The sequence below is a fragment of the Bacillus sp. 7884-1 genome, assembly GCF_002272245.1.
Lineage (GTDB): Bacteria > Bacillota > Bacilli > Bacillales > Cytobacillaceae > Neobacillus.
In genome coordinates this window covers 1-21,600 of record NZ_NPDD01000066.1, presented here as the reverse complement: position 1 = coordinate 21,600, position 21,600 = coordinate 1, and the positions used below count along the sequence as shown (strand labels likewise).

The following is a 21,600-nucleotide window of genomic DNA, read 5'->3' as shown; positions in this document are numbered from 1 at the left end:
AGGATAAATAAATGAAGCTGCCAATCATTCAAACAAAACTGCGATTTCCGGTTGTTAAAGATGAATTTATTCGAAGAGCTAAGCTTACGAGGAAAATGAAGAAAATTCCTGAATATCCTTTGACCATTATTCATTCAGGGGCTGGTTTTGGAAAAAGCACGGCTCTTGCTTTATTCATGAGGGATGAAAATATCCCAGGCTGCTGGTACTCCATCTCATCCATGGATGACGACATCCTTCCGTTCCTTTCCTATATCATCCATTCAATAAGAGGAGTTATTCCTGACTTCGGGCAGGATATTGAGGAGTATATTGAAACAATGGACCGCTACATAAGGGAAGAAGATTTAAGTTATTTATGTTCATTATTTATTAATGAAATTCTTGAAGTTAATTCTGATATCACCTTAATTTTGGATGATTACCATCAAATTGAGCATTCATATACGATTAATAGCTGGATTGAAAAATTGCTGCAGCATATTCCTTCTAATTTACACATGGTTATCTCAAGCCGCAGCCGTCCTGGCTGGAAGCATTTAACGAAAATGAGAGTGAATGGGCAGCTTTTAGAAATTACACGGGAGGATTTAGTGCTAACCATTGAAGAAATGGAATTGTTATTAATCGATCTCTACGGTCTAGAAATAGAGCCTGCTCATTTAGAAAGTATTTATCAGTTAACAGAAGGCTGGATTATTGCATTGTGTATGATCGCACAGCAGATTCCGCTAACTGGAGATATATCAACCCTTTTAGAACATTCCTCCTTTTCACTCCAAGATCTATTTGACTACTTAGTTATGGAAGTCTTTTCGAAACAGCCTCCAATGATTCAGCAATTTTTAGAACAAACATCAATCCTAGATATTCTTGAGGAAGAACTTTGTGATGAAATAATTGGAATTCAAGGTGCTTCTAGCATGCTCGAGCAATTAAAAGAAAGAAACTTATTCATTCAAAAGATTGGATTAAAGCATTATCGCTACCATGCACTTTTTAAAGAATTCTTAGAAAATGCCTTCTTAAAGAATAACCCAACTACCTACACTAAACTTCATGAAAAATGTGCACGGTTCTATGAAAAAAGATTGATGTGGGAAGAGGCACTCTATCACTATAAAAAAATAAGTCATTACAAAGCAATCGCCTCTATTTTACAAGAAAATGGGATTAAAATGCTTGAAGGCGGAATGCTAAAAAGCCTGTCTGATCAATTGACATTGATTCCACTCCTTGAGTTAGAAAACTATTATCTTCTCTGGTTCCTAAAAGCAGAAGTCCATCGATATCGCTCCCAATATCACGAGGCTGAGGAATGTTATGATAAAACCTATATCGAGGCTGAGAAGAGACACGATTTTCTCGGAATGAGCAAGGCGTTAGAAGGAAAAGCGAAGATTTATTTAGACACCATCCAGCCTCATCAAGCTGAGAAGTTATTATATGAAGCTATTGAGGCAAGAGAGAAAAGTATAAGCTCAGAAGCGGAAAAGGCAAAGTTATATTACTTGCTCTCTGAAAATCTATTAAACTCTGGAAAATCAACAAATGCTGAAAAATGGCTGCAAAAGGCAAAAACGTACAGCCCATCAATATTGGATGGAAATATTGAAGCAAGGCTGTATTTAAGAACAGGTCGTTTTGAAGAAGCAAAAAGGTTCCTTCTCCACCAAAAAGAAGAATTATCAAGTAAAAATGGGACAGAACTTCCCAAATCCCATAGAGAAACAGATTTATTATTATCATTAATAGAATCATTTACAGGGGAAGGATTGAAAGCCAAAGAATTAGCTCAAGCAGGCATACAACAAGGTATTAGTTTAAAAGCACCTTTTGTAGAAGCGTGCGGCTGGATTCGAATGGGGCATGCCGTGCAAATTCTCAATAAATATGATTCAGATTTAGCGGAACAGTGCTACAATACTGCATTAGATATTATGAGCAGGCTCAATGTAGAAAGAGGAAAAGCCGAACCGTTAATGGGACTTTGTATCCTTTATGGAACAAGGGGAGAATATGAGAGGGCATTGGAGGCAGGGAAAAGAGCCTTACAGGAGACTGAAAAAGTTCAAGATATCTGGCTTTCCGCACTTATTACCCTCTGTATGGGTATCACCTGCATTTATAATGAAAGGCTTAATAATGGTCTATCCTACTTAGAAAAAACGAGAGCGTTATTTATTCAGTGCGAGGATTCCTTTGGACAAACGTTATGTAGTTTCTGGATGGCATATATTTACTATTTAGAAAAAGAACAAGACATGTTTAGAGAAACGATGGATAAGTTCTTATATCTAGTTCAAAAAAATGATTTTGAGTTCTTTTTTCATAAAGTGTCAGTTTTCAGTCCAAGGGATTTACAAATGTTTGTTCCACTATTAATCGAATGCACTAAAGGAGATATTCAAAAGTCATTAGCACTAAAAATCCTTCAGGAAATGGGAATCACGGCATTGGATTCACATCCTGGATATTCGATAAGAGTTCAAACACTTGGACAATTTAAAATTTGGCTTGGGGAAAAGGAAGTTGGGGAAAAAGAATGGCAGCGTGAAAAAGGCAAGGAATTATTTCAGCTCTTTCTTACAGTAAATGAACTAATATCCAAAGAGGAGATACTCCAGATTCTTTGGCCTAATCAGGATACAAAACATGCCGACCGTGACTTTAAAGTTGCATTAAATAGTCTCCAGCATGTACTTGAACCAACTCGTAAGGCAAGGGCAGCTCCTTTTTTTATTATAAGAGAAGGGATGTTTTATGGAATAAATCCTCACGCCAAAATTGAATTAGATACAACTCATTTTCAAACATTGATTCAAAATGGTTTGAGTGAAACATCCCAGGAAAAAGTAATACCTCTTTTAGAAAAGGGCTTAAGGCTTTATCTAGGAGAATACTTGCCTGAACGGCGATATGATGATTGGTGTATAAGTAAAAGAGAGAGTATGCTAGTTTACTTTTTACGGGGCGCTGAAAAAATGGCCCAGTTTATGGTCCGTAAAGAAGAGTATGATAAAGCTATTTATTGGTGTGAAAAAATACTAAAGCGCGACCGGACTTGGGAAGAGGCCTATCGATTGTTAATGTATTGCTATTATCGAAAAAACAATCGCCCACAGGCAATGAAATGGTATCGAAAATGCAAGTTGGTTTTAGAAGAAGAGTTAGGAGTATCTCCACTAGAACCCACAAAGCAAATGTACGACATGATTATCGAATCAGAAAAATATATGAATCAAATCAAACAGCCTTAATTTGAGGCTGTTTATTTTTGTCCAAATCCAGTCATAGCCCATCTAGATCACTTCAGCTTTTCTTTGTAACTGCTCTGTAACTGACTCCTCCTATGATTAACTCAAAGCTTTGCATCTTTTTATTTTAGATAATAAGGGGGAAAAGAAGTGAAGGCATTCCGTAGAAAAGGGATTTTAGTAGGATTTCTAATTTTTATGATGATTTTTGCTACAGCATGCAGCTCGGACAAGACAGAGGGGGATACAAAAGGTAACGGTGAAAAGGCTGAGACGAAGGAGCCAATTAAAATTGGTGTTCTTGCCTCAACAACCGGTGCTTTGGAATCATATGGTAAACAAACATTAAGAGGATTTGAACTAGGTCTTGAATATGCAACCGAAGGAAGTATGGAGGTTGCAGGCAGAAAAATTGAGTTTGTGGTTGAAGATACAGAAACAAAGCCGGAAGTTGCCGTTCAAAAAGCTACTAAGCTATTAGAAGAAGATAAGGTTGACTTTTTAGTGGGATCTTCAAGCTCTGCAGATACTCTTGCGGTATTACCCCTAGCAGAAGAATACCAAAAGATTATGATTGTTGAACCAGCAGCTGCTGATAGTATCACAGGTTCTGAGTTTAATAAGTATATTTTCCGTTCAGCGCGAAATTCTTCACAGGATGCTGTTGCGGGTGCAGCAGCTATTGCTGGAAAGGATGTAAAAATAGCAACACTTGCACCGGATTATTCCTTCGGACGTGACGGGGTAGCAGCCTTTAAAGAAGCAGCTGAAAAACTTGGAGCAGATATTGTATTAGAAGAATATGCAGACCCAGCAGCAACTGACTTTACTTCGAACATTCAAAAGATTATCGATGCAAAACCTGATTATTTATTTGTGGTTTGGGCGGGTGCAAACTCACCTTGGAAGCAGATTTCAGATATGAAGGTACAAGACAAGGGAATCAAAATTTCAACAGGGGCACCGGATATCGCAGCTTTGGCTACAATGGAGCCGCTTGTTGGCATGGAAGGTTTTACCGTTTACTATCATGACCTACCAAAAAATGAAATTAATGATTGGCTCGTATCTGAACATAAGAAGAGATTTAACGGGGAAGTTCCTGATTTATTCACACCAGGCGGTATGAGTGCAGCTATTTCAATTGTAGAAGCATTAAAGAAAACCGAAGGTGACTCTGATGCTGATAAACTAATCGAAACAATGGAAGGCATGAGCTTTGAGACACCAAAAGGAAAGATGACCTATCGCCCTGAAGATCACCAGGCCCTTCAAGCATTATATGCCATTAAACTCGAAAAGAAAGATGGGGTACCATATCCAGTTCCAGTGCTAATAAGAGAATTAACACCAGAAGAAACAGCCCCTCCAGTACGTAATTAAAAGGGTGTTCTATAGAAAATAGAAGCGTTAATAGTTGATTTATGATTTTGGCACTCTGTTGATTTCCGCGGAAGGCACGAGACTCCTCGAAAATGCTATCGCATTTTCTTCGTGCGTTCGCGAATTCATGGATGTGAAATTCAATGTCCTGCGGTCGCCCGCGGAAAGCGAAGTGCCTCGTGACAGGCAAAGACCGCCTGTCCCTTCGGTGATTATTCAATGAAGCTTTCCTTAGTGGAGCGAAAATCAACAGACCAGTTCAAATCACAGCCTAAAAAATATGAGGGTTAGACCTGTTGTTTACGGTCACCCTCTTCCTTATTTCTATCTACAAGATTGGTGGTGAAAGCGTGAAAACCTTAATAGAAACAGAAAATTTATCGATAACCTTTGGTGGACATACAGCAGTTGATACTGTCAGCATTTCCATTCCAGAAAAACATTTTAAATCCATCATTGGTCCAAATGGTGCTGGAAAAACAACATTTTTTAATCTTTTAAGCGGTCAATTAAACCCTACAAATGGAAAAATTTATTTTCGCGGAAAGGATATCACCAAACTTTCTTCGACGAAGCGAACAAGAGTAGGAATAGGACGTTCTTTTCAAATTACCAACGTCTTTCCTAATTTAACCGTCCTTGAAAATGTAAGGCTGGCAGTTCAATCAAAAGCCGGAGTTCGCTACCAGATGTTATTTCATTATAAGAAATATCGAGATTTTGAAATAAAGGCTCTAGAATGGTTACGTTTGGTGCTGTTAGACGATAAAGTGGAATCATTGGCCAGCAATTTGGCACATGGGGAAAAACGAAAGTTAGAAATGGCTATGCTCCTAGCTCTTGAAACAGAGGTTCTTTTATTAGATGAACCAACTGCAGGTATGTCTTTAGAAGATGTTCCTGCCATATTAGAAGTGATTAAAAGAATTAAAGAACAAGGGAATCGGACGATTATTTTAATTGAGCACAAAATGGATATGATACTCGATTTATCCGATTCTGTAATGGTGCTATTTAATGGCAGGCTGCTGGCGGACGGAACACCTGAGGAAATAATGAAAAATGAAACGGTCCAGTCTGCCTATTTGGGAGGTATCAGCTTGTGAAACAGCTGCTGAAGCTTAATAATATCGAGACGTTTATTGGACAGTATCATATTTTACAAGGTGTTTCGCTTGAGGTAAAAAAGGGTGAGGTTACGGTACTCCTAGGAAGAAATGGTGCCGGAAAAACAACCACATTACGGACCATTATGGGACTAAATCCAGCCTCAAAAGGCAGTGTTGTCTATAAAGGAGAAGAGATACATTCCTTGCCTACCTATACCATTGCCCAAAAGGGAATCGGCTATGTTCCAGAAGACCAAGGTATCTTTGCTGGATTGACAGTCGAGGAGAATATGAAAGTAGCCATTCAAAAAGAAAATGAAGAAACAAATAAGCGTCTTGATTATATCTTAAACTTGTTTCCTGACTTAAAAAAGTTCTGGAAAAAGCCCGGCGGGTTATTAAGCGGCGGTCAAAAACAAATGCTCTCCATCGCCCGAGCCTACGTAAATGATAACGAACTGTTATTAATTGACGAACCAAGTAAAGGTCTAGCCCCTATAGTCGTCGAGAAGGTGATGGAATCCATCCTGCAAATGAAGGATCAAACCACCATCGTCTTAGTGGAACAAAATTTCATGATGGCAAGCACCATCGGCGATTGCTTTTATATTATCGATGATGGAAGAACCGTAAGCACTGGAACAATGAAACAGTTAAAAGAAGATGAGGAAATGAAACGAAAGTACTTGGGGATTGCTTAGGGAAGGAGGAAAGGTTTGAATGGAGCTATTATTCAATTTGACACTAAATGGATTGGCAACAGGCATGCTGATCTTCTTATTAGCAGCAGGATTAACACTTATTTTCGGTCTAATGGATGTACTTAACTTTGCACACGGCGGTTTGTTTGCCTGGGGTGCCTATAGCGGCATTTGGATTTATACAACTACTGGAAGCTTTTTAATCGGGATTATTGGGGCTGTCCTTACTGGCTTTATACTAGGAATTATTACGGAAAAATGGATTATTAAACCGGTTTACGGAAACCATGTTCAGCAAATTTTAATTACACTTGGCTTAATGTTGGTTTTATCAGAGATGCTCAAAGTAGTTTGGGGACCTAATCAATTAACAGCCAATCCTCCTGAATATTTGAGAGGCAGCTGGGAAATTGGCGATATGATTATCATTAAATATCGAGTATTTATTATAGCTGTTGGATTGCTGGTTTTTGCAGGAGTCCAATTTTTGCTCAAAAATACGAAAATTGGTCTGGTTGTCCGGGCCGGGGTTATGAATAAGGAAATGGTTCAGGCATTAGGGATTAATATTAAGAAGGTATTTATGTTTGTTTTTATGATTGGTTCCGGTATGGCAGCACTTGGAGGAGTACTATTCGGGCCATACTCCGGTGTTATTCACGCTGGCATGGGGATGGAATTTGCCATATTAGCTTTTATTGTAGTTGTCGTTGGCGGAATGGGCAATTTCACAGGTTCAGTCATGGCAGCTATCCTAGTAGGGTTATCAGGTTCATTCATGGCTTACTATGTACCGGAATTATCATTAGCAGTAAATATGCTTTTAATGGCCATTGTGTTGATTGTAAAGCCACAGGGACTATTTGGCGGGAAGGGGTGAGAGTATGAAGTGGATTGTAAATAATAGAATAAATACTATTTATATCATCATTGCTGCATTTCTGTTTCTCTTGCCTTTCGTCTATGAATCTAGAAATATGTTAATCCTATTAACTCAAATATTTGTATTTGCCATCCTCGCGATGAGCTACGATTTATTATTAGGCTTTACTGGAATTGTTTCCTTTGGTCATGCGATGTTTTTTGGTATCGGGGCCTACTCGATTGGGATATTCATGAAGCGTTTTGAGCCTACTATGCTTCATTTTATTTATGCAGTACTGGCAACGATTCTCATTACGGCAATCGTAAGTTTTATTGTTGGTTTGCTTACACTGCGATTGAAAAGCCATTTTTACGCAATGTTAACCATGGCATTGGCGGGATTGTTTTTAGTATTAGCGGAAAAATGGCGGACCTTAACGTTTGGAAATGATGGATTTACCTTTCGAGTACCGGAACTGTTTATAGATCGGACTAATTTTTACATCATTTGTTTGGCAGCAATGATTGCTACTTTTATGATTTTAAAACGCTTTACCAACTCCCCTCTTGGGAGAGTTCTTCAGGCCATACGAGAAAATGAACAACGGACAGAGTCTTTAGGTTATCAAGTATTACATTATAAGATTGCTGCTAGTGTTGTTTCAGGTGTATTAGCTGGGATTGCGGGGATGTTTTATGCGATGTCACTTCGATATGTGAATACAAGTGTATTCGCAATGGATATTACCTTAGATGCTTTATTGATGACGATTATTGGCGGAGTAGGCACTTTAGTTGGTGCTATTATCGGTGCAGGATTAATTGAATTTGCACACGATGGATTAACGGAGCTTGCAAAAGAACATTGGATATTTGAACGTTGGATTATTTTCTTTGGCATCATTTATATTTTGGTTGTCATTTTCTTCCCGCTAGGTATTGTGGGGACACTAAGGAAATTCACCTGGAAACGAAAAAAACAGCAGACTGCTAAGAAAGAAGAAAATTTAGCAGGTTAGGGGGAGGCTAAATGGAACCAAAACAAATTGCTTCCTTCGTCGTTCGTTTTCAACTAGTTGCTGTTGAAAAAGAGACTGGTAAAAAACAATGGAGGATTAAAGTTACCCATGTTCAAGAAGAGCGGGAAACTTTATTTGACACCATTGAAGAGGCTACTGCTTTTATGATGTCGATGGTAGAAGACACTTAATCTAGGTGGTGGATGTTTTGCAAATTGGAATCGTAAGTACGGGTCTTTACCTCCCACAGGATTATATAACAGGCAAAGAGATAGCAGAAAAAGCAAGAATCCCTGCACATGTTGTTGAAGAAAAGATGGGGATAAAGAAGAAATATGTTCCGGGTCCCGATGATCATACGTGTGAAATGGGAATCATTGCGGCAAAGCAAGCCATTAAAAAAGCGGGAATCGACCCAATGGAGATTGATGTAGTTATTTATATTGGTGAAGAGCATAAGGAATACCCACTTTGGACGGCTGGAATCAAACTACAGGAAGCTGTTGGAGCCTTAAATGCCTGGGCATTTGATGTGGCTTTAAGATGTGGAACGACCGTTATGGCACTTAAGGTAGCAAAAAGCTTGATGATAGCAGATCCAACAATCCAAACTGTGCTCCTGGCAGGAGGATATCGAAATGGGGATTTCATCGACTACCAGAATCCGAGGACACGTTTCATGTTTAATCTAGGTGCTGGGGGCGGTGCCATTCTCTTGAAAAAAGACCACAATGAAAACATCTTGTTAGAAACGAAGCTGTTGACTGATGGCTCCTTTTCAGAGGATGTGGTGGTTGTTTCTGGCGGTACAAAAAATCCAATTACAAAAGAAGCGATTGATCAGCGGCTAAATATGTTGGATGTCCTTGACCCTGAGGGGATGAAACAGCGTTTGGAACAGAAATCAATGGCTAATTTTCTGAAGGTAGTTCGGGAATCTGTTAGAAAAAGTGGATACAATGAGGAAGAAATTTCATTTATAGCCATGCTTCACATGAAAAAGTCTGCCCATGAATATGTATTAAAAGAATTGGGTTTATCACACCAGCAATCAATCTATCTGGAGGACTACGGTCATATCGGACAGATTGATCAAATATTATCTCTTGAGCTTGCCGTAAAAGAAGGGAAGGTAAAAGAGGGTGACATTGTCGTTTTAGTCAGTGCTGGGATTGGCTATGCCTGGGGAGCCTCTACAATTAAATGGGGAAGGGTGATGTAATGGTTAATGTGACGATGAAAGAGGTACAGTTATCAAATGGAGAAACCATTGCCTATCGAGAAAGGGAAGGAGGAGAGAAAAAGGTATTGTTAATCCATGGAAACATGACTTCTTCTAAGCACTGGGACCTAGTCCTAAATAATATGTCTGAGGAATATAAGCTATATGCTTTAGATTTAAGAGGGTTTGGAAAATCCAGCTACAATAAGCTAATAACTTCAATCAAGGATTTTTCAGATGATGTAAAGCTCTTTGTCGATGAAATTGACTTAAAGGATTTTGCGATTATAGGTTGGTCAACAGGTGGTGCTGTCGCCATGCAATTTGCTGCAGATAATCCTGGTTATTGCAATAAGCTGATTTTATTAGCTTCAGAATCTACTAGAGGGTATCCGTTTGACGGAAAAACGAGTGTGAACGAGGAACCGCGAAGATTTTCCTCCTATGAAGATATTAAACGTGACTTAATTCGAACCATCCCTGTTCAAGCTGCCTATGACACGAATAATGTGGATTTATTAAAACTAATATGGAACGCCGTTATTTATACAAAAAATCAGCCTGAACCTGAGCTGTATGACGAATATGTCCAGGATATGAGAACACAGCGAAACTTAGCTGAAGTACATCATTCTAACAATACGTTTAATATCAGTCATTATCATAATGGGCTGGTAGAAGGAAATGGACTAGTGGATCAAATTAATGTACCTGTCCTTGTATTAAGAGGTGACCGTGATTTCGTTGTAAGTGCTGAGATGACAAAAGAATTGGTAGAGGATTTGGGGCAAAAAGCTAAATTTGTAGAGTTAACGGATTGTGGGCATTCCCCTCTTGTTGATGACTTACCTCAATTACTAAAAGAATTGACAAATTTTTTAAAGAATGAGGTGTTCAAATGAGATTAAAAGACAGAGTGGCTCTTATTACTGGTGCGGCAAATGGAATAGGCTTAAAAGCTTCGGAAGTATTTGCCAAAGAAGGTGCAAAGGTGGCCATGGCTGACTTTAATGCAGAGCAGGGTGAAAAGAGGGCACAAGAATTAAGGGGAAAGGGCTATGAAGTAACCTTTTTTCAAGTGAATGTAGCACAGCGTTCCAGTGTAGATGAAATGGTTGAGAAAGTCCGAGAAGTCTACGGAAACATCGGTATCCTCATTAATAATGCTGGAATTACAAAAGATGCGATGCTTTCGAAATTATCCATCGATGATTTTCAAGCAGTTTTAGATGTTAATCTTACAGGAGTATTTCACTGTACACAGGCTGTATTGCCTTCCATGATTGAAAATGGAAAAGGAAGAATTATTAATACCTCCTCTGTTTCAGGCGTCTATGGGAATGTTGGCCAAACGAATTATGCTGCAACAAAAGCAGGTGTAGTCGGGATGACCAAATCATGGGCGAAAGAACTTGGACGGAAAGGGATTAATGTAAATGCAGTTGCCCCTGGTTTTATCGAAACAGGAATGACAGCCAAGGTTCCTGAAAGAATATTAGACCAAATGAAACAGATGGTTCCGCTGTTAAGGCTGGGGAAACCTGAAGATATCGCAAACGCCTACTTGTTTCTAGCATCCGATGAATCAAATTATATAAACGGGACTGTTCTTCATGTAGATGGCGGGATAATGATGTAATTGAAAAAGCGGCCTTTATGGCCGTTTTTTTTAATCTCGCTCTTGTAACTTCGATGTAACTAAAATTATGTAAGATGTTCTCATCTAGTTGTGAAGGAGAGATTGAACGGTGAGGTGGGAACTTGACTGGCTTGGAAATAGAGCAAGGTTATCGCCAAATAAAAAGGCAATTATAGAGGAAGATTCAAATAAATCCTGGACCTATGAAGCAGTAAATAAACGTTCGTCCTCAGTGGCTGGTTGGTTAAGTAGTCAAGGTGTCAAAAAAGGGGATCGAGTCGCACTTCTGTCTCCAAACGATATCAGTTATTTTGATTTGTTGTTTGCATGTGGAAAAATTGGCGCGATATTTGTTCCGCTTAATTGGAGGCTGTCAGAACATGAATTAAATGAAATTTTGTTGGATTGTTCACCCTTATTACTTGGTATCCATCAGAAGTTTGAGAACATGTTTACTTCTTTGAAATCTTTAGTACCTTGTTCTTTTTATGTTGGAGAATCAAAGTATGAAGAGATTACGGCACTACTACTAGACAGTAGTAATGATTTAGAACCAATCTCAGAACTTGACCCCCTAGCCATAATCTATACAGGAGGAACCACCGGTAAACCAAAAGGAGTGGTGTTAAGCCATCAATCCATTCAATGGAACGCGATAAACACAATTCTTAGCTGGAATTTATCAGATGAGGATGTAACAATCAACTATATGCCGATGTTTCATACAGGCGGACTAAATGCATTATCGCTGCCAATCTTAATGACCGGCGGAACTGTTGTGATTGGTGATCAGTACTCCGGACAAAAAGTGGTTCATTCAATACTACAGTACAACTGTACGATTATTCTCCTTGTACCAACGATGTACCATTTACTCATTCAAACGGAAGAGTTCCAGAGAGGTGAATTTCCGTCTATGAAAGTCTTCTTATCAGGAGCGGCCCCTTGTCCATTCCACGTTTATGAAGCCTTTCAGAAAAAGAGATTAGCATTTAAAGAAGGGTATGGATTAACGGAAGCAGGCCCAAATAATTTCTTTATTGATCCCGAAGAAACGCAAGTGAAACGCGGCTCAGTTGGAAAGCCAATGTTATTCAACTCGATTAAATTAGAAAAGGAAAATGGGCAAGAAGCCGCCATAAACGAGGTTGGAGAACTTTTAATAAAAGGAAAACATTCGTTCTCGCATTATTGGAATAACGAATTCGCAACGCTAGAAACGAAAAAAGAAGGCTGGATTCATACAGGAGACTTGGCAAGGAAGGATGAAGATGGATTCCACTATATTGTCGGAAGGAAGAAGGATATGATCATCACGGGTGGTGAAAATGTTTATCCACTTGAGATTGAACATTGGCTTGCAGCTCACCCTGAGATTGATGAAGTGGCAGTAATCGGACTCCCAGATGAAAAATGGGGAGAACTTGTTGCAGCCTTTATCGTCCAGAAACATCCTCAACCACTAGATGAGCTGGAACTAATAGCCTATTGTGAGAGAAAACTAGGAAGATATAAAATTCCAAAGAAATTTATATCTTTAAATGAACTCCCGAAAACACATGTTGGAAAAATCGATAAAAAGAAATTAAAAGAATTAAGTATACAAATATAAAAGGAGAACCTACCAAACGGGTCCTCCTTTTCTTCATTTTTGTGCAAGTTTTAAGGCCGTATCCGTTATAGTCAGGTCAACCTGCAGCTGCTCACCTAAGTCATGAGGGTGATAGAAGCCTCTAGCAATCATATAGTTGGTGATTTTTTCATGTGTCGCAATGGCAGTATTTAATTGTTCTCTTAAGGCAGCTTTTAATTCTGGTGTACCTGCTTCAGTAATGGCTACCGCATAATTTCTTACTCCTGCTTTAGCTGAAATAAGGAAATCTGTTGCAATTACCTGGTCTGTCATTCCGCCCATTCCCATTAAGTTTTGGATGAGTTGATTCATGCACGATCACTCCTATCTGTTAAAAACTTTTGGAGCTGCTGTATATGCTGTGTACCAGTGGCAGCATCTTCCGATAGAATGGCTTTCAATTCTGGATCTTGGGCTAAAACACTCATGGTTGTAGCTTTCGTTAAACATAGATTTTTAAAGGTTAACAATTCATGAAGGTCAAGCGTCTCATGAAGACCAAGGTATTTTGTCATTGATTTTCCTCCAAAACGAACTGAATTAATCTTCTATATATTTTCTAAGTCAAATGAGGTTTATTCATTTTGCATAAAAGGAAATGCAAATAGGAGAAAATATAGGCAGAACCTGGGGGTGAGTGTGATGGTCAATGAAACCTTAGCCTTACATGAAACAATGGAAACACATGAGATTCTAAACTTTAAAACAGTTTGTTTACTGCGGTCAAAATTAATGCAGGGCATTTGCTTCGATAATGAGTTAAAAGCACTGATGGAAAAGGATGTTCAGCAAGCTATTAATGATATTAATGAAATCGTACGTTTTTATAAAAACAGCCAATTGTTACAATAAGCGAGGTGGAAGGTATGCAAGATTATTTAGATCCAAGAAATGCAGAGGGGATGCCAAGTTTGGCCGATTCTGCATTTGCTATGGATTTTTTATTAACTGTTAAAAATGGCATTCGTAATTATGGATTTGCGATTACAGAAACCGCTAATCCAGAACTAAGGAGAATTTTTCATAAGCAAATGGAGGCAGCTATCGATTTGCATACTGAAATAGCTGATTTAATGATAAAGAAGGGCTGGCTACATCCGCATAATTTTAAAGAACAGTTTCCCGTTGATATGAAGGCCGCGGAGACAGCGGTGCAGATTGCTAAATTAAACCTTTACCCTAACGATACTGATCGGCAAGGAATGTTTGCAACACCAAACCAATAAAAGGAGGGGATAAAGATGAAGGCTGTTACATATCAAGGAATTAAGAATGTTGAAGTTAGGGACGTAAAGGATCCAAGTATAAAAAATCCTGATGACATTATCGTAAAAATTACATCTTCAGCTATTTGTGGATCTGATTTGCATTTAATACATGCAATGATACCAAATCTGCCAACAGATTATGTAATCGGGCACGAGCCGATGGGTATTGTTGAAGAAGTAGGTCCTGAGGTTACTAAGTTAAAAAAAGGGGATCGAGTCATTATCCCATTTAACGTAAGCTGTGGACACTGCTGGTATTGTACTCACGATCTAACAAGTCAATGTGACAATGGGAATCCTCATGGTCAAGGAAGTGGTTTTTTCGGATATTCGGAAACAACTGGCGGTTACGCTGGCGGACAGGCAGAATATATGCGGGTGCCTTTTGGGAATTTCACTCCATTTAAACTTCCGGAGAATTGTGAAGTGGAAGATGAGAAACTTGTATTACTTGCTGATGCTGCACCAACTGCCTATTGGAGTGTGGACCACGCCGGGGTAAAACCTGATGATACTGTCATCGTTTTAGGCTGTGGACCTGTGGGCTTACTAGCACAAAAGTTCGCCTGGTTAAAAGGTGCGAAAAGAGTTATTGCGGTTGATTATATTAATTATCGGCTGCAGCACGCGAAGCGGACAAATAAAGTGGAAATAGTTAATTTTGAGGAACATGAAAATGTAGGAGACTATCTGCTGGAAATTACTCAGGGCGGAGCAGATATCGTCATCGATGCAGTAGGAATGGATGGGAAAATGACCCCGATGGAGTTTTTGGCAACGGGTATGAAGCTTCATGGCGGAGCCATGGGTGCCATTGTTATTGCTAGTCAAGCAGTACGTAAAGGTGGAACGATTCAACTTACAGGTGTTTACGGTGGAAGATATAATGCTTTTCCGCTTGGGGACATCTTTCAGCGCAACGTTGACATTAAAACGGGGCAGGCACCGGTTATTCCCTATATGTCATTCCTGTACAATATGATTAATGAAAGAAAGATTGATATCAGTGACATCATTACCCATGTCTTGCCATTAGAGCAAGCGAAGCATGGATATGAAGTGTTTGATACAAAAACAGATGATTGTATTAAAGTTATTCTTAAACCATAACAAAAATCGGGCTGGAGTTTTTCCAGCCCGATTGATTGTGCTTTAGCTTTCAGGTTTAATTAATTCATGTGCACTTTCAATAAATAATTTAGATAACATCGATTGGGTTTTGTTTTGGTTATAAACGAGATAGAAAAATCTTTGATTATCGAAACCATTAATTTCATGGATCCTAAGTAATTTTCTATCATAGTATTCCCTTGCAGCCATTTCCGATATAATTGCTATACCAATATCCTGGAGTACAAACTGAATCAAACTTTGTCCACTTTCTGTATAAGCAACAATATTCATTTGGTCTTTGGAAATTTGATTTTTCGTTAAAAATTTTTCAATAAGCGAATTCGTTCCAGAATCAGCGTTTCGCATAATAAAAGGAAACTTTAAGAGATCATGAATATCGACAGAACCGACAATATCAGAATGATGTGACGTTATAAGGACTAAATTTTCTTTAAGTAAAGGAATATAGCAAAGCTTTTCGTTCTCATATTTTTCACCTAAAATACCGAAATCCACAGAACCATTTAGAACCTTATCCGCCACATTTTTTGAGGAGGATTGGTTAATATGAAATGTTGCTTTTGGGTATCGATTTCTAAATTCCTTGACCATCTTTGGAATCATAAATTGCCCAGGCACAGAGCTTGCACCGATTCGAATCATTCCCCGAAGTTCGGTCACACCCTCCTTTAAGTCCAACATTGCCTGGTCCTTCAATAATAAAAGCTTTAGTGCCCACTGATACAAACGCTCACCGGATGGTGTAAGGATATTCTCTCTGCCAACCCGATCAAATAGACTTACATTAAGAGTTCTCTCAAGTGTTTGAATATGGGAGCTGACAGTTGATTGACTTAAAAAGATGTCTTCGGCTGCTTTAGAGAAGCTTTTATGCTCGACTACCTTTGTAAACACATATAATTGGTGTAAATCCATTGATTTTGCCCCTTTATTGAAATAAACGATTTAAATTTATCGGTAGAATAGATAAATTGAATTTATCTTATCATAACATTTTTTTATAATAGATGTTGTTATTAGAGGTTTGAATACAATGTGATGGGAGCTTTAATGAATGTCACTCCAATATGTACCGGATGTAATATATGATGCAGGTTATACAGAAGGCGGCGAGTTAATCAAATCACTGTTCTTAAAGATGGAAGCGTTGATCGATGGACAAATTATCGAGGTTATTTTAGATGAACAAACGGTAAAAGAAGATTTGCTGACCTGGGTCAGAATGCAAAAGCACACTTTGTTAGATTGTAAGGATTTTGGGGAAATTAGTTATTACTATATTGAGAAACGTTAGTATACTATGAAAAGGTCTTATCAACTTGATAAGATTTTTTTATTATAAAAAGAATATTTGCTATTTCTGTGTTAAACACTCAATATTAATAAGACGAAAATTTTGTTGTTTATAGATAGAGAAAGTAGGGATTTTTTTGCCTGATTTTAACTCATTAGGTATTTCTGAATCGACCGTAAATAAATTAAAGGAATTCGGTGTTGCAAAACCAACACCAATTCAAGAAAAGGCAATACCATTTGTCATGAATGGAAGAGATGTTATTGCACAGGCGCAAACAGGAACAGGAAAGACATTTGCCTTCATACTGCCCATCTTAGAAAAAATAAATCCACTTGCACCACATGTACAAGCGCTCATAGTAACTCCAACCAGAGAATTGGCTTTACAAATTACCGAGGAATTTGAAAAGTTGACCAATGACATTGTTGGTGTAGATGTGTTAGCCGTTTATGGGGGACAGGATGTTGATAAACAGCTAAAGAAGCTTAAGAAAAATGTTCAAATTGTTGTCGGTACACCAGGCAGGCTATTAGACCATATTAGAAGAGGAACAGTTCACTTATCGGAAGCTTCATTTTTAGTTCTTGATGAAGCGGACCAAATGCTCCATATAGGTTTTCTGAATGAAGTTGAGGATATTATCAGGGAAACACCTAAGACTCGTCAGACTATGCTTTTTTCTGCAACAATGCCAGAGGAAATACGGACACTAGCGAATAAACATATGCGAAAACCTGAATACATCCAAGTTGAGAAAACGCAGGGGCCTGCAGCAAATGTTCAACTAATTGCCATTCATACCATTGATCGAGCTAAGCAAGCAACATTAATTCAATTGGTTGAAACACATAGACCATATTTAGCTGTTATTTTTTGTAGAACCAAACGCAGAGTCTCAAAGTTGTATGAGGTTCTTAAATCACACAAATTTTTATGTGATGAGCTCCATGGTGACCTATCACAAGCCAAAAGAGAGCAAGTGATGAAACGGTTCAGGGACGGGGATATTCAATTGTTGATAGCGACGGATGTCGCAGCAAGAGGTCTGGATGTTGAAGGGGTGACACATGTATTTAATTATGACATTCCTCAAGATGCCGAAAGCTTTATTCATCGAATTGGTAGAACTGGAAGAGCAGGTACTAAGGGCTTGGCCATCACTTTCTACTCAACAGATGATCGCCAAACACTAGATATGATCGAAAAAGAGTTAAAGATCAAAATTCAAAAACAAAATATAGGGAACGCTGAAAGTGATCATAAAGATAAACAAGAACCATCGAAGAACCGGAGAAAAAGGGATGAAAATCTAAGATCAACGAGTGGTCAAAGGAAAGATAGTAAACCTAAATTTTCGTCAAGGAATGGAAGTAAGCCAAAATCAATTAAGAGCAAGCAAAATAGTTCCAGCCAAACAGGTGGAGGCAGGAATAGGAAAAGCGGTAATTCAGGATTAGTCAAACGGAGTAAATAAAAAAGGACTGAAGTAACTTTCAGTCCTTTTTGGTTACCTATTGACCAATCCCAAGATTGGATTTTACTAGTACCTCATCATATTTCTTCGCATCAGCTTTTTGACTGGAGAGGACCGTTCCAAGATATCCCGCAATAAATCCTAATGGAATGGATACAATACCAGGTGTCGTGTAAGGAAATAGAGGGTTCCCAACGAAAATTGCCTTTCCTACTTCAGGACTAAAAACATTCGGGCTAATGATTACAAGTCCAATAGCTGAAATAAGTCCAACTACCATTGCCCAAATGGCTCCCGTAGTGTTAAACCGTTTCCAGTAAATTGTATAAATAATAACTGGCAGATTTGCACTTGCTGCTACAGCAAATGCTAAGGAAACAAGGAAAGCCACGTTAAGCGATTGTGCCCCTAAAGCTAAAACTATTGATACCACAGATACTCCAATGGAGGCCCATCGTGCCATACTTACCTGTTGTTTTTCTGTTGCCTTACCTTTTTTAAGAATTTCGTTGTAGAAATCATGTGCAAAAGCTGAAGCTGCAGTTAGAACTAGTCCTGCTACAACAGCAAGAATCGTTGCAAAGGCAACCGCGGAAATAAATGCGAACAGCATATTACCTCCAAGTGCCTGTGCTAAAAGTGGGGCAGCCATATTACCAGCTGCATTGGCTGCAACAATATCAGTTGTGCCCACAAACGCTGCAGCGCCAAACCCAAGGAATATCGTCATAACGTAAAAAATCCCAATGATCCAAGTAGCATAAACAACTGAACTTCGTGCAGTTTTAGCATCTTTTACAGTGAAGAAACGTACCAGAATATGAGGCAAACCAGCTGTCCCCAAAACTAGTCCCATGTTTAATGAAAGTGTGTCAATGCCATCCTTGTATTTTACTCCTGGGTTTAAGAATGCTTCCTTTAAGGGGGTAGCTGTTTTCATTTGCTCGAACATATCTGTAATACTAAAGTTAAATTTAGCAAAAACAACAATGGAGATTAGGAATGTGCCACCCATTAAAAGAACAGCTTTAATAATCTGTACCCAGCTTGTTGCGTGCATCCCGCCAAAAATTACATAAACAGTCATTAACACCCCAACAATCAAAACAGATGTAGTATATTCCAGCCCTAATAACAATTTAATAAGAGCACCAGCTCCTACAAGCTGAGCGATCATATAAAAAATAGAAATGGTTACGGTGTTCATGGCAGCAAAACCACGCACTTTTTTTGCATCAAAGCGTGCTGCGATCATATCTGCAAATGTATATTTACCTAAATTACGCAATGGTTCTGCCACTAAATATAAAACAACAAGATAGGCAACTAGGAAACCAATACTATAAAAGAATCCATCAAAGCCTGTTAATGCAACTGCACCAGCTATTCCAAGGAATGAAGCTGCAGACATATAATCACCTGCGATAGCCAATCCATTTTGCCAGCCAGTCAGTCCTCCGCCGGCAGTATAAAATTCACTTGCGTTTTTTGTACGTTTTGCTGCGAAGTATGTAATTACCAACGTTACAAAAACGATACAAAGAAACATCGTAAAAGCGGCCGTATTCATTAGTTTCTCCCCCCTTCTTTAACAACTTGTTCAGCCAAATCATCAAATTTGACTGCTTTTTTAGAGTAGAGCATACATAATCCCCATGTCATAACGAATTGAAGAAATGCAAAAACCCAAGCCCAGGTAATACTGCCTATGAATTTGTTGTTTAGAACAGTTGAAAAGGAAGTTAAGATAGGTAAGGCGAAATAAAAACAAAAGAAGAAGATCGTGATGGGTATAATGAATTTTTTCTTTTCGGAGAGTAATTTTTGGAATGAAGATGATTGAACAATAGCACTGTAATCGCTTTCAGAATTAGCTGTAATTTTTCTAGCCTCCATTGGAAGCTCCCCCTCTCATAGTAACAAAATGTAAAACAAAAAATGAGGACTGAAAATAGATATAGCTGACTGTGCATTTAAGTTAAATAACCAAAGTAATTAAAGCAGTCATGAGCGCAGGAAATACTCACCTCCTTTAAGAGATTGATTTTTCTAAATATTATAATTTTTGTCACGTTTTATTATAGTAACAACATATTGAAATTTGCAATAGGAAAAATTACATTTTTTTGCAAATGGGATTTTACACTATATTGAGATTAAAAAACAAAATGAAGAAAGAAAAAATAGGAGGATGATGAAAGATTTTATCATTAGAAAAACAAAAAACCTTTGCAACAGCGCAAAGGTTTTTAAGTATGGAGACTATCGGGATCGAACCGACGACCTCTTGCATGCCATGCAAGCGCTCTCCCAGCTGAGCTAAGCCCCCGTATGTGGTACAAGAAAAATTATATCTTTCTCATACCAATCTTGCAATAGTAATTTTTACATTTTCTTCAGTTAAAAGTAAATTACCCCATGCTTTCTATTTCAACTTTATGGACGCCATCTAATTTTGAAACAGAATCATAAACTTCGGTAGTCTTTTCACGGTAATCAACGGCAATTAATATCTGAACTAGATGGTCGCCGTTATCTAAATCTTTTATACGGATCCTGCGGATAATATATTTTCTACTCATAATAAATGAAATGGCATCTTCAATTTGGATTTTATCTCTAATAAATAATTGAAGGCTAATTTCTTTTTCACGCAATTGCTTTGGACCAATGAACTTCATGACATAAGGCACCAACTCTACACTAATAATTAGTAAGGCGACACCAACAAACGCTTCGATAAAGAAACCAGCCCCAACAGCGATACCGATTCCAGCTGCACCCCAAATCATTGCAGCCGTTGTTAAACCAGATATACTATCATTTCCCCGTCTAAGAATTACGCCTGCACCTAGAAAACCGATACCAGAAACAATTTGCGCAGCAAGACGAAGAGGGTCCATAGTAATTTTTACATCATCAGAAGCAGGAAACATATAAGCAGATTCAATTGAAACAATGGTTAGTAGACAACTCACTACAGATATTACAAGACTTGTCTTAAGTCCAACAGGTTTTCTCTTTAATTCACGTTCAAGCCCAATGATAAGTCCAAAAATCGCAGATACTCCAAGCTTTAATAATATATCATAATCAATATTCTCCATTGACTTCACGTCCATTATTATTGTGATTAGTGATAAATAGAATATAGTTATTACTATTATACGATATCCCTTCCATGAAAAATAAAGAAATATTACTTATTACTAAATATAGTTGGAAAAGCTAGTGTTGCTTTTCTCCATTGTACAGTCTTAAATTATTTTAGCTCTTACTAATTACATATACATAAATGGTTGAATTTATGAGTTATCACATATTTGATTTATCCTTTGACAGTTATATATTCTTTATTCTCATTAAATGGTTATAGTAAATTGTTGTTTAACTTCTAACAAAAATAAAGAAAACAAAAAAACTTTATAAATTATATTGCAATCATTTTTCGAACATGTTATATTAAATCTCGTCCTCACGAGTGAGTCACACAACGAAAAAAGAAATTGAAAAGTTGTTGACATCGTCATGGTGGATATGTTAAATTAATGAGGTCGCTTTTGAGCTTACTTAGTAGGACGAGCTCATCAGAGAAATAAT

General features: G+C 38.1%; 22 protein-coding genes and 1 tRNA gene. 16 read left to right on the top strand and 7 right to left on the bottom strand.

Annotation, left to right across the window (positions count from 1 at the left end):
• Positions 1-11: 11 nt before the first annotated feature.
• From CHI06_RS09005 to CHI06_RS08955, 11 genes are all read left to right on the top strand, one after another.
• Entirely contained in the window at positions 12-3,260 is a 3,249-nt protein-coding gene (locus CHI06_RS09005) for a BTAD domain-containing putative transcriptional regulator (RefSeq protein ID WP_095248149.1), read from the top strand.
• Between the two features lie 195 nt (positions 3,261-3,455).
• Positions 3,456-4,640: a substrate-binding domain-containing protein gene (locus tag CHI06_RS09000; protein WP_095248159.1), complete on the top strand. Its 1,185-nt coding sequence runs from the start codon at positions 3,456-3,458 to the stop codon at positions 4,638-4,640.
• 350 nt (positions 4,641-4,990) lie between these two features.
• Positions 4,991-5,746 (top strand): ABC transporter ATP-binding protein, encoded by a 756-nt coding sequence (locus CHI06_RS08995; protein ID WP_095248147.1) that lies wholly within the window; start codon positions 4,991-4,993, stop codon positions 5,744-5,746.
• Entirely contained in the window at positions 5,743-6,450 is a 708-nt protein-coding gene (locus CHI06_RS08990) for an ABC transporter ATP-binding protein (RefSeq protein ID WP_095248145.1), read from the top strand. Before CHI06_RS08995 ends, CHI06_RS08990 begins: the two co-directional genes overlap by 4 nt.
• 19 nt (positions 6,451-6,469) lie before the next feature.
• Entirely contained in the window at positions 6,470-7,330 is an 861-nt protein-coding gene (locus tag CHI06_RS08985; protein ID WP_095248144.1) for a branched-chain amino acid ABC transporter permease, read from the top strand.
• A gap of 4 nt (positions 7,331-7,334) precedes the next feature.
• Positions 7,335-8,333: a branched-chain amino acid ABC transporter permease gene (locus CHI06_RS08980; RefSeq protein ID WP_095248142.1), complete on the top strand. Its 999-nt coding sequence runs from the start codon at positions 7,335-7,337 to the stop codon at positions 8,331-8,333.
• A gap of 11 nt (positions 8,334-8,344) precedes the next feature.
• The gene (locus tag CHI06_RS08975; RefSeq protein ID WP_095248141.1) at positions 8,345-8,524 is read left to right on the top strand and encodes a hypothetical protein; all 180 of its coding nucleotides are present in this window, start codon (positions 8,345-8,347) and stop codon (positions 8,522-8,524) included.
• A gap of 17 nt (positions 8,525-8,541) precedes the next feature.
• Positions 8,542-9,555: a 3-oxoacyl-ACP synthase gene (locus CHI06_RS08970; protein WP_095248139.1), complete on the top strand. Its 1,014-nt coding sequence runs from the start codon at positions 8,542-8,544 to the stop codon at positions 9,553-9,555.
• Positions 9,537-10,457: an intracellular short-chain-length polyhydroxyalkanoate depolymerase gene (gene phaZ, locus CHI06_RS08965; protein WP_095248137.1), complete on the top strand. Its 921-nt coding sequence runs from the start codon at positions 9,537-9,539 to the stop codon at positions 10,455-10,457. The genes CHI06_RS08970 and phaZ overlap by 19 nt, the downstream gene beginning before the upstream one ends.
• The gene (gene fabG / locus CHI06_RS08960) at positions 10,454-11,194 is read left to right on the top strand and encodes a 3-oxoacyl-ACP reductase FabG (protein WP_095248136.1); all 741 of its coding nucleotides are present in this window, start codon (positions 10,454-10,456) and stop codon (positions 11,192-11,194) included. Before phaZ ends, fabG begins: the two co-directional genes overlap by 4 nt.
• 109 nt (positions 11,195-11,303) lie before the next feature.
• Positions 11,304-12,806 carry an acyl-CoA synthetase gene (locus CHI06_RS08955; protein ID WP_095248134.1) on the top strand — a complete coding sequence of 501 codons (1,503 nt, stop codon included), beginning with the start codon at positions 11,304-11,306 and terminating at the stop codon, positions 12,804-12,806.
• A gap of 33 nt (positions 12,807-12,839) precedes the next feature.
• Here the strand turns inward: CHI06_RS08955 and CHI06_RS08950 are convergent, their stop codons facing one another.
• Both CHI06_RS08950 and CHI06_RS08945 read right to left on the bottom strand, forming a co-directional pair.
• Positions 12,840-13,139 carry a spore coat protein gene (locus CHI06_RS08950; RefSeq protein ID WP_095248132.1) on the bottom strand — a complete coding sequence of 100 codons (300 nt, stop codon included), beginning with the start codon at positions 13,137-13,139 and terminating at the stop codon, positions 12,840-12,842.
• Positions 13,136-13,342 (bottom strand): hypothetical protein, encoded by a 207-nt coding sequence (locus tag CHI06_RS08945; protein ID WP_095248131.1) that lies wholly within the window; start codon positions 13,340-13,342, stop codon positions 13,136-13,138. The genes CHI06_RS08950 and CHI06_RS08945 overlap by 4 nt, the downstream gene beginning before the upstream one ends.
• Before the next feature lie 127 nt (positions 13,343-13,469).
• Here CHI06_RS08945 and CHI06_RS08940 point away from each other — a divergent pair, with 127 nt between their 5' ends.
• The 3 genes from CHI06_RS08940 to CHI06_RS08930 are packed head-to-tail and all read left to right on the top strand — an operon-like array spanning position 13,470 to position 15,205.
• Entirely contained in the window at positions 13,470-13,679 is a 210-nt protein-coding gene (locus tag CHI06_RS08940; RefSeq protein ID WP_095248129.1) for a spore coat protein, read from the top strand.
• Between the two features lie 14 nt (positions 13,680-13,693).
• Positions 13,694-14,053: a spore coat protein gene (locus CHI06_RS08935; protein WP_095248127.1), complete on the top strand. Its 360-nt coding sequence runs from the start codon at positions 13,694-13,696 to the stop codon at positions 14,051-14,053.
• A gap of 15 nt (positions 14,054-14,068) precedes the next feature.
• Positions 14,069-15,205, top strand: a complete 1,137-nt coding sequence (locus CHI06_RS08930) for a zinc-dependent alcohol dehydrogenase (protein WP_095248125.1) — start codon at positions 14,069-14,071, stop codon at positions 15,203-15,205.
• Between the two features lie 42 nt (positions 15,206-15,247).
• On the opposite strand, the gene CHI06_RS08925 is transcribed toward CHI06_RS08930, so the two are convergent.
• Positions 15,248-16,144, bottom strand: coding sequence for a selenium metabolism-associated LysR family transcriptional regulator (locus tag CHI06_RS08925; RefSeq protein WP_095248123.1), 897 nt, complete (start codon positions 16,142-16,144; stop codon positions 15,248-15,250).
• Positions 16,145-16,283: 139 nt separating this feature from the next.
• On the opposite strand from CHI06_RS08925, the gene CHI06_RS08920 reads away from it, so the two are divergent.
• A complete protein-coding gene (locus CHI06_RS08920; RefSeq protein WP_095248121.1) occupies positions 16,284-16,523 on the top strand; it encodes a sulfurtransferase TusA family protein in 240 nt (79 codons plus the stop codon).
• A gap of 136 nt (positions 16,524-16,659) precedes the next feature.
• Entirely contained in the window at positions 16,660-18,000 is a 1,341-nt protein-coding gene (locus CHI06_RS08915; protein ID WP_095248119.1) for a DEAD/DEAH box helicase, read from the top strand.
• 37 nt (positions 18,001-18,037) lie between these two features.
• On the opposite strand, the gene CHI06_RS08910 is transcribed toward CHI06_RS08915, so the two are convergent.
• The 4 genes from CHI06_RS08910 to CHI06_RS08895 form a co-directional block, all read right to left on the bottom strand.
• The gene (locus CHI06_RS08910) at positions 18,038-19,570 is read right to left on the bottom strand and encodes a solute symporter family protein (protein ID WP_095248117.1); all 1,533 of its coding nucleotides are present in this window, start codon (positions 19,568-19,570) and stop codon (positions 18,038-18,040) included.
• A complete protein-coding gene (locus CHI06_RS08905) occupies positions 19,570-19,896 on the bottom strand; it encodes a DUF485 domain-containing protein (RefSeq protein WP_095248116.1) in 327 nt (108 codons plus the stop codon). Before CHI06_RS08905 ends, CHI06_RS08910 begins: the two co-directional genes overlap by 1 nt.
• Positions 19,897-20,256: 360 nt before the next feature.
• Positions 20,257-20,329 (bottom strand) — tRNA-Ala (locus CHI06_RS08900).
• Positions 20,330-20,411: 82 nt separating this feature from the next.
• The gene (locus CHI06_RS08895; protein WP_095248114.1) at positions 20,412-21,107 is read right to left on the bottom strand and encodes an MgtC/SapB family protein; all 696 of its coding nucleotides are present in this window, start codon (positions 21,105-21,107) and stop codon (positions 20,412-20,414) included.
• Between the last annotated feature and the right edge of the window lie 493 nt (positions 21,108-21,600).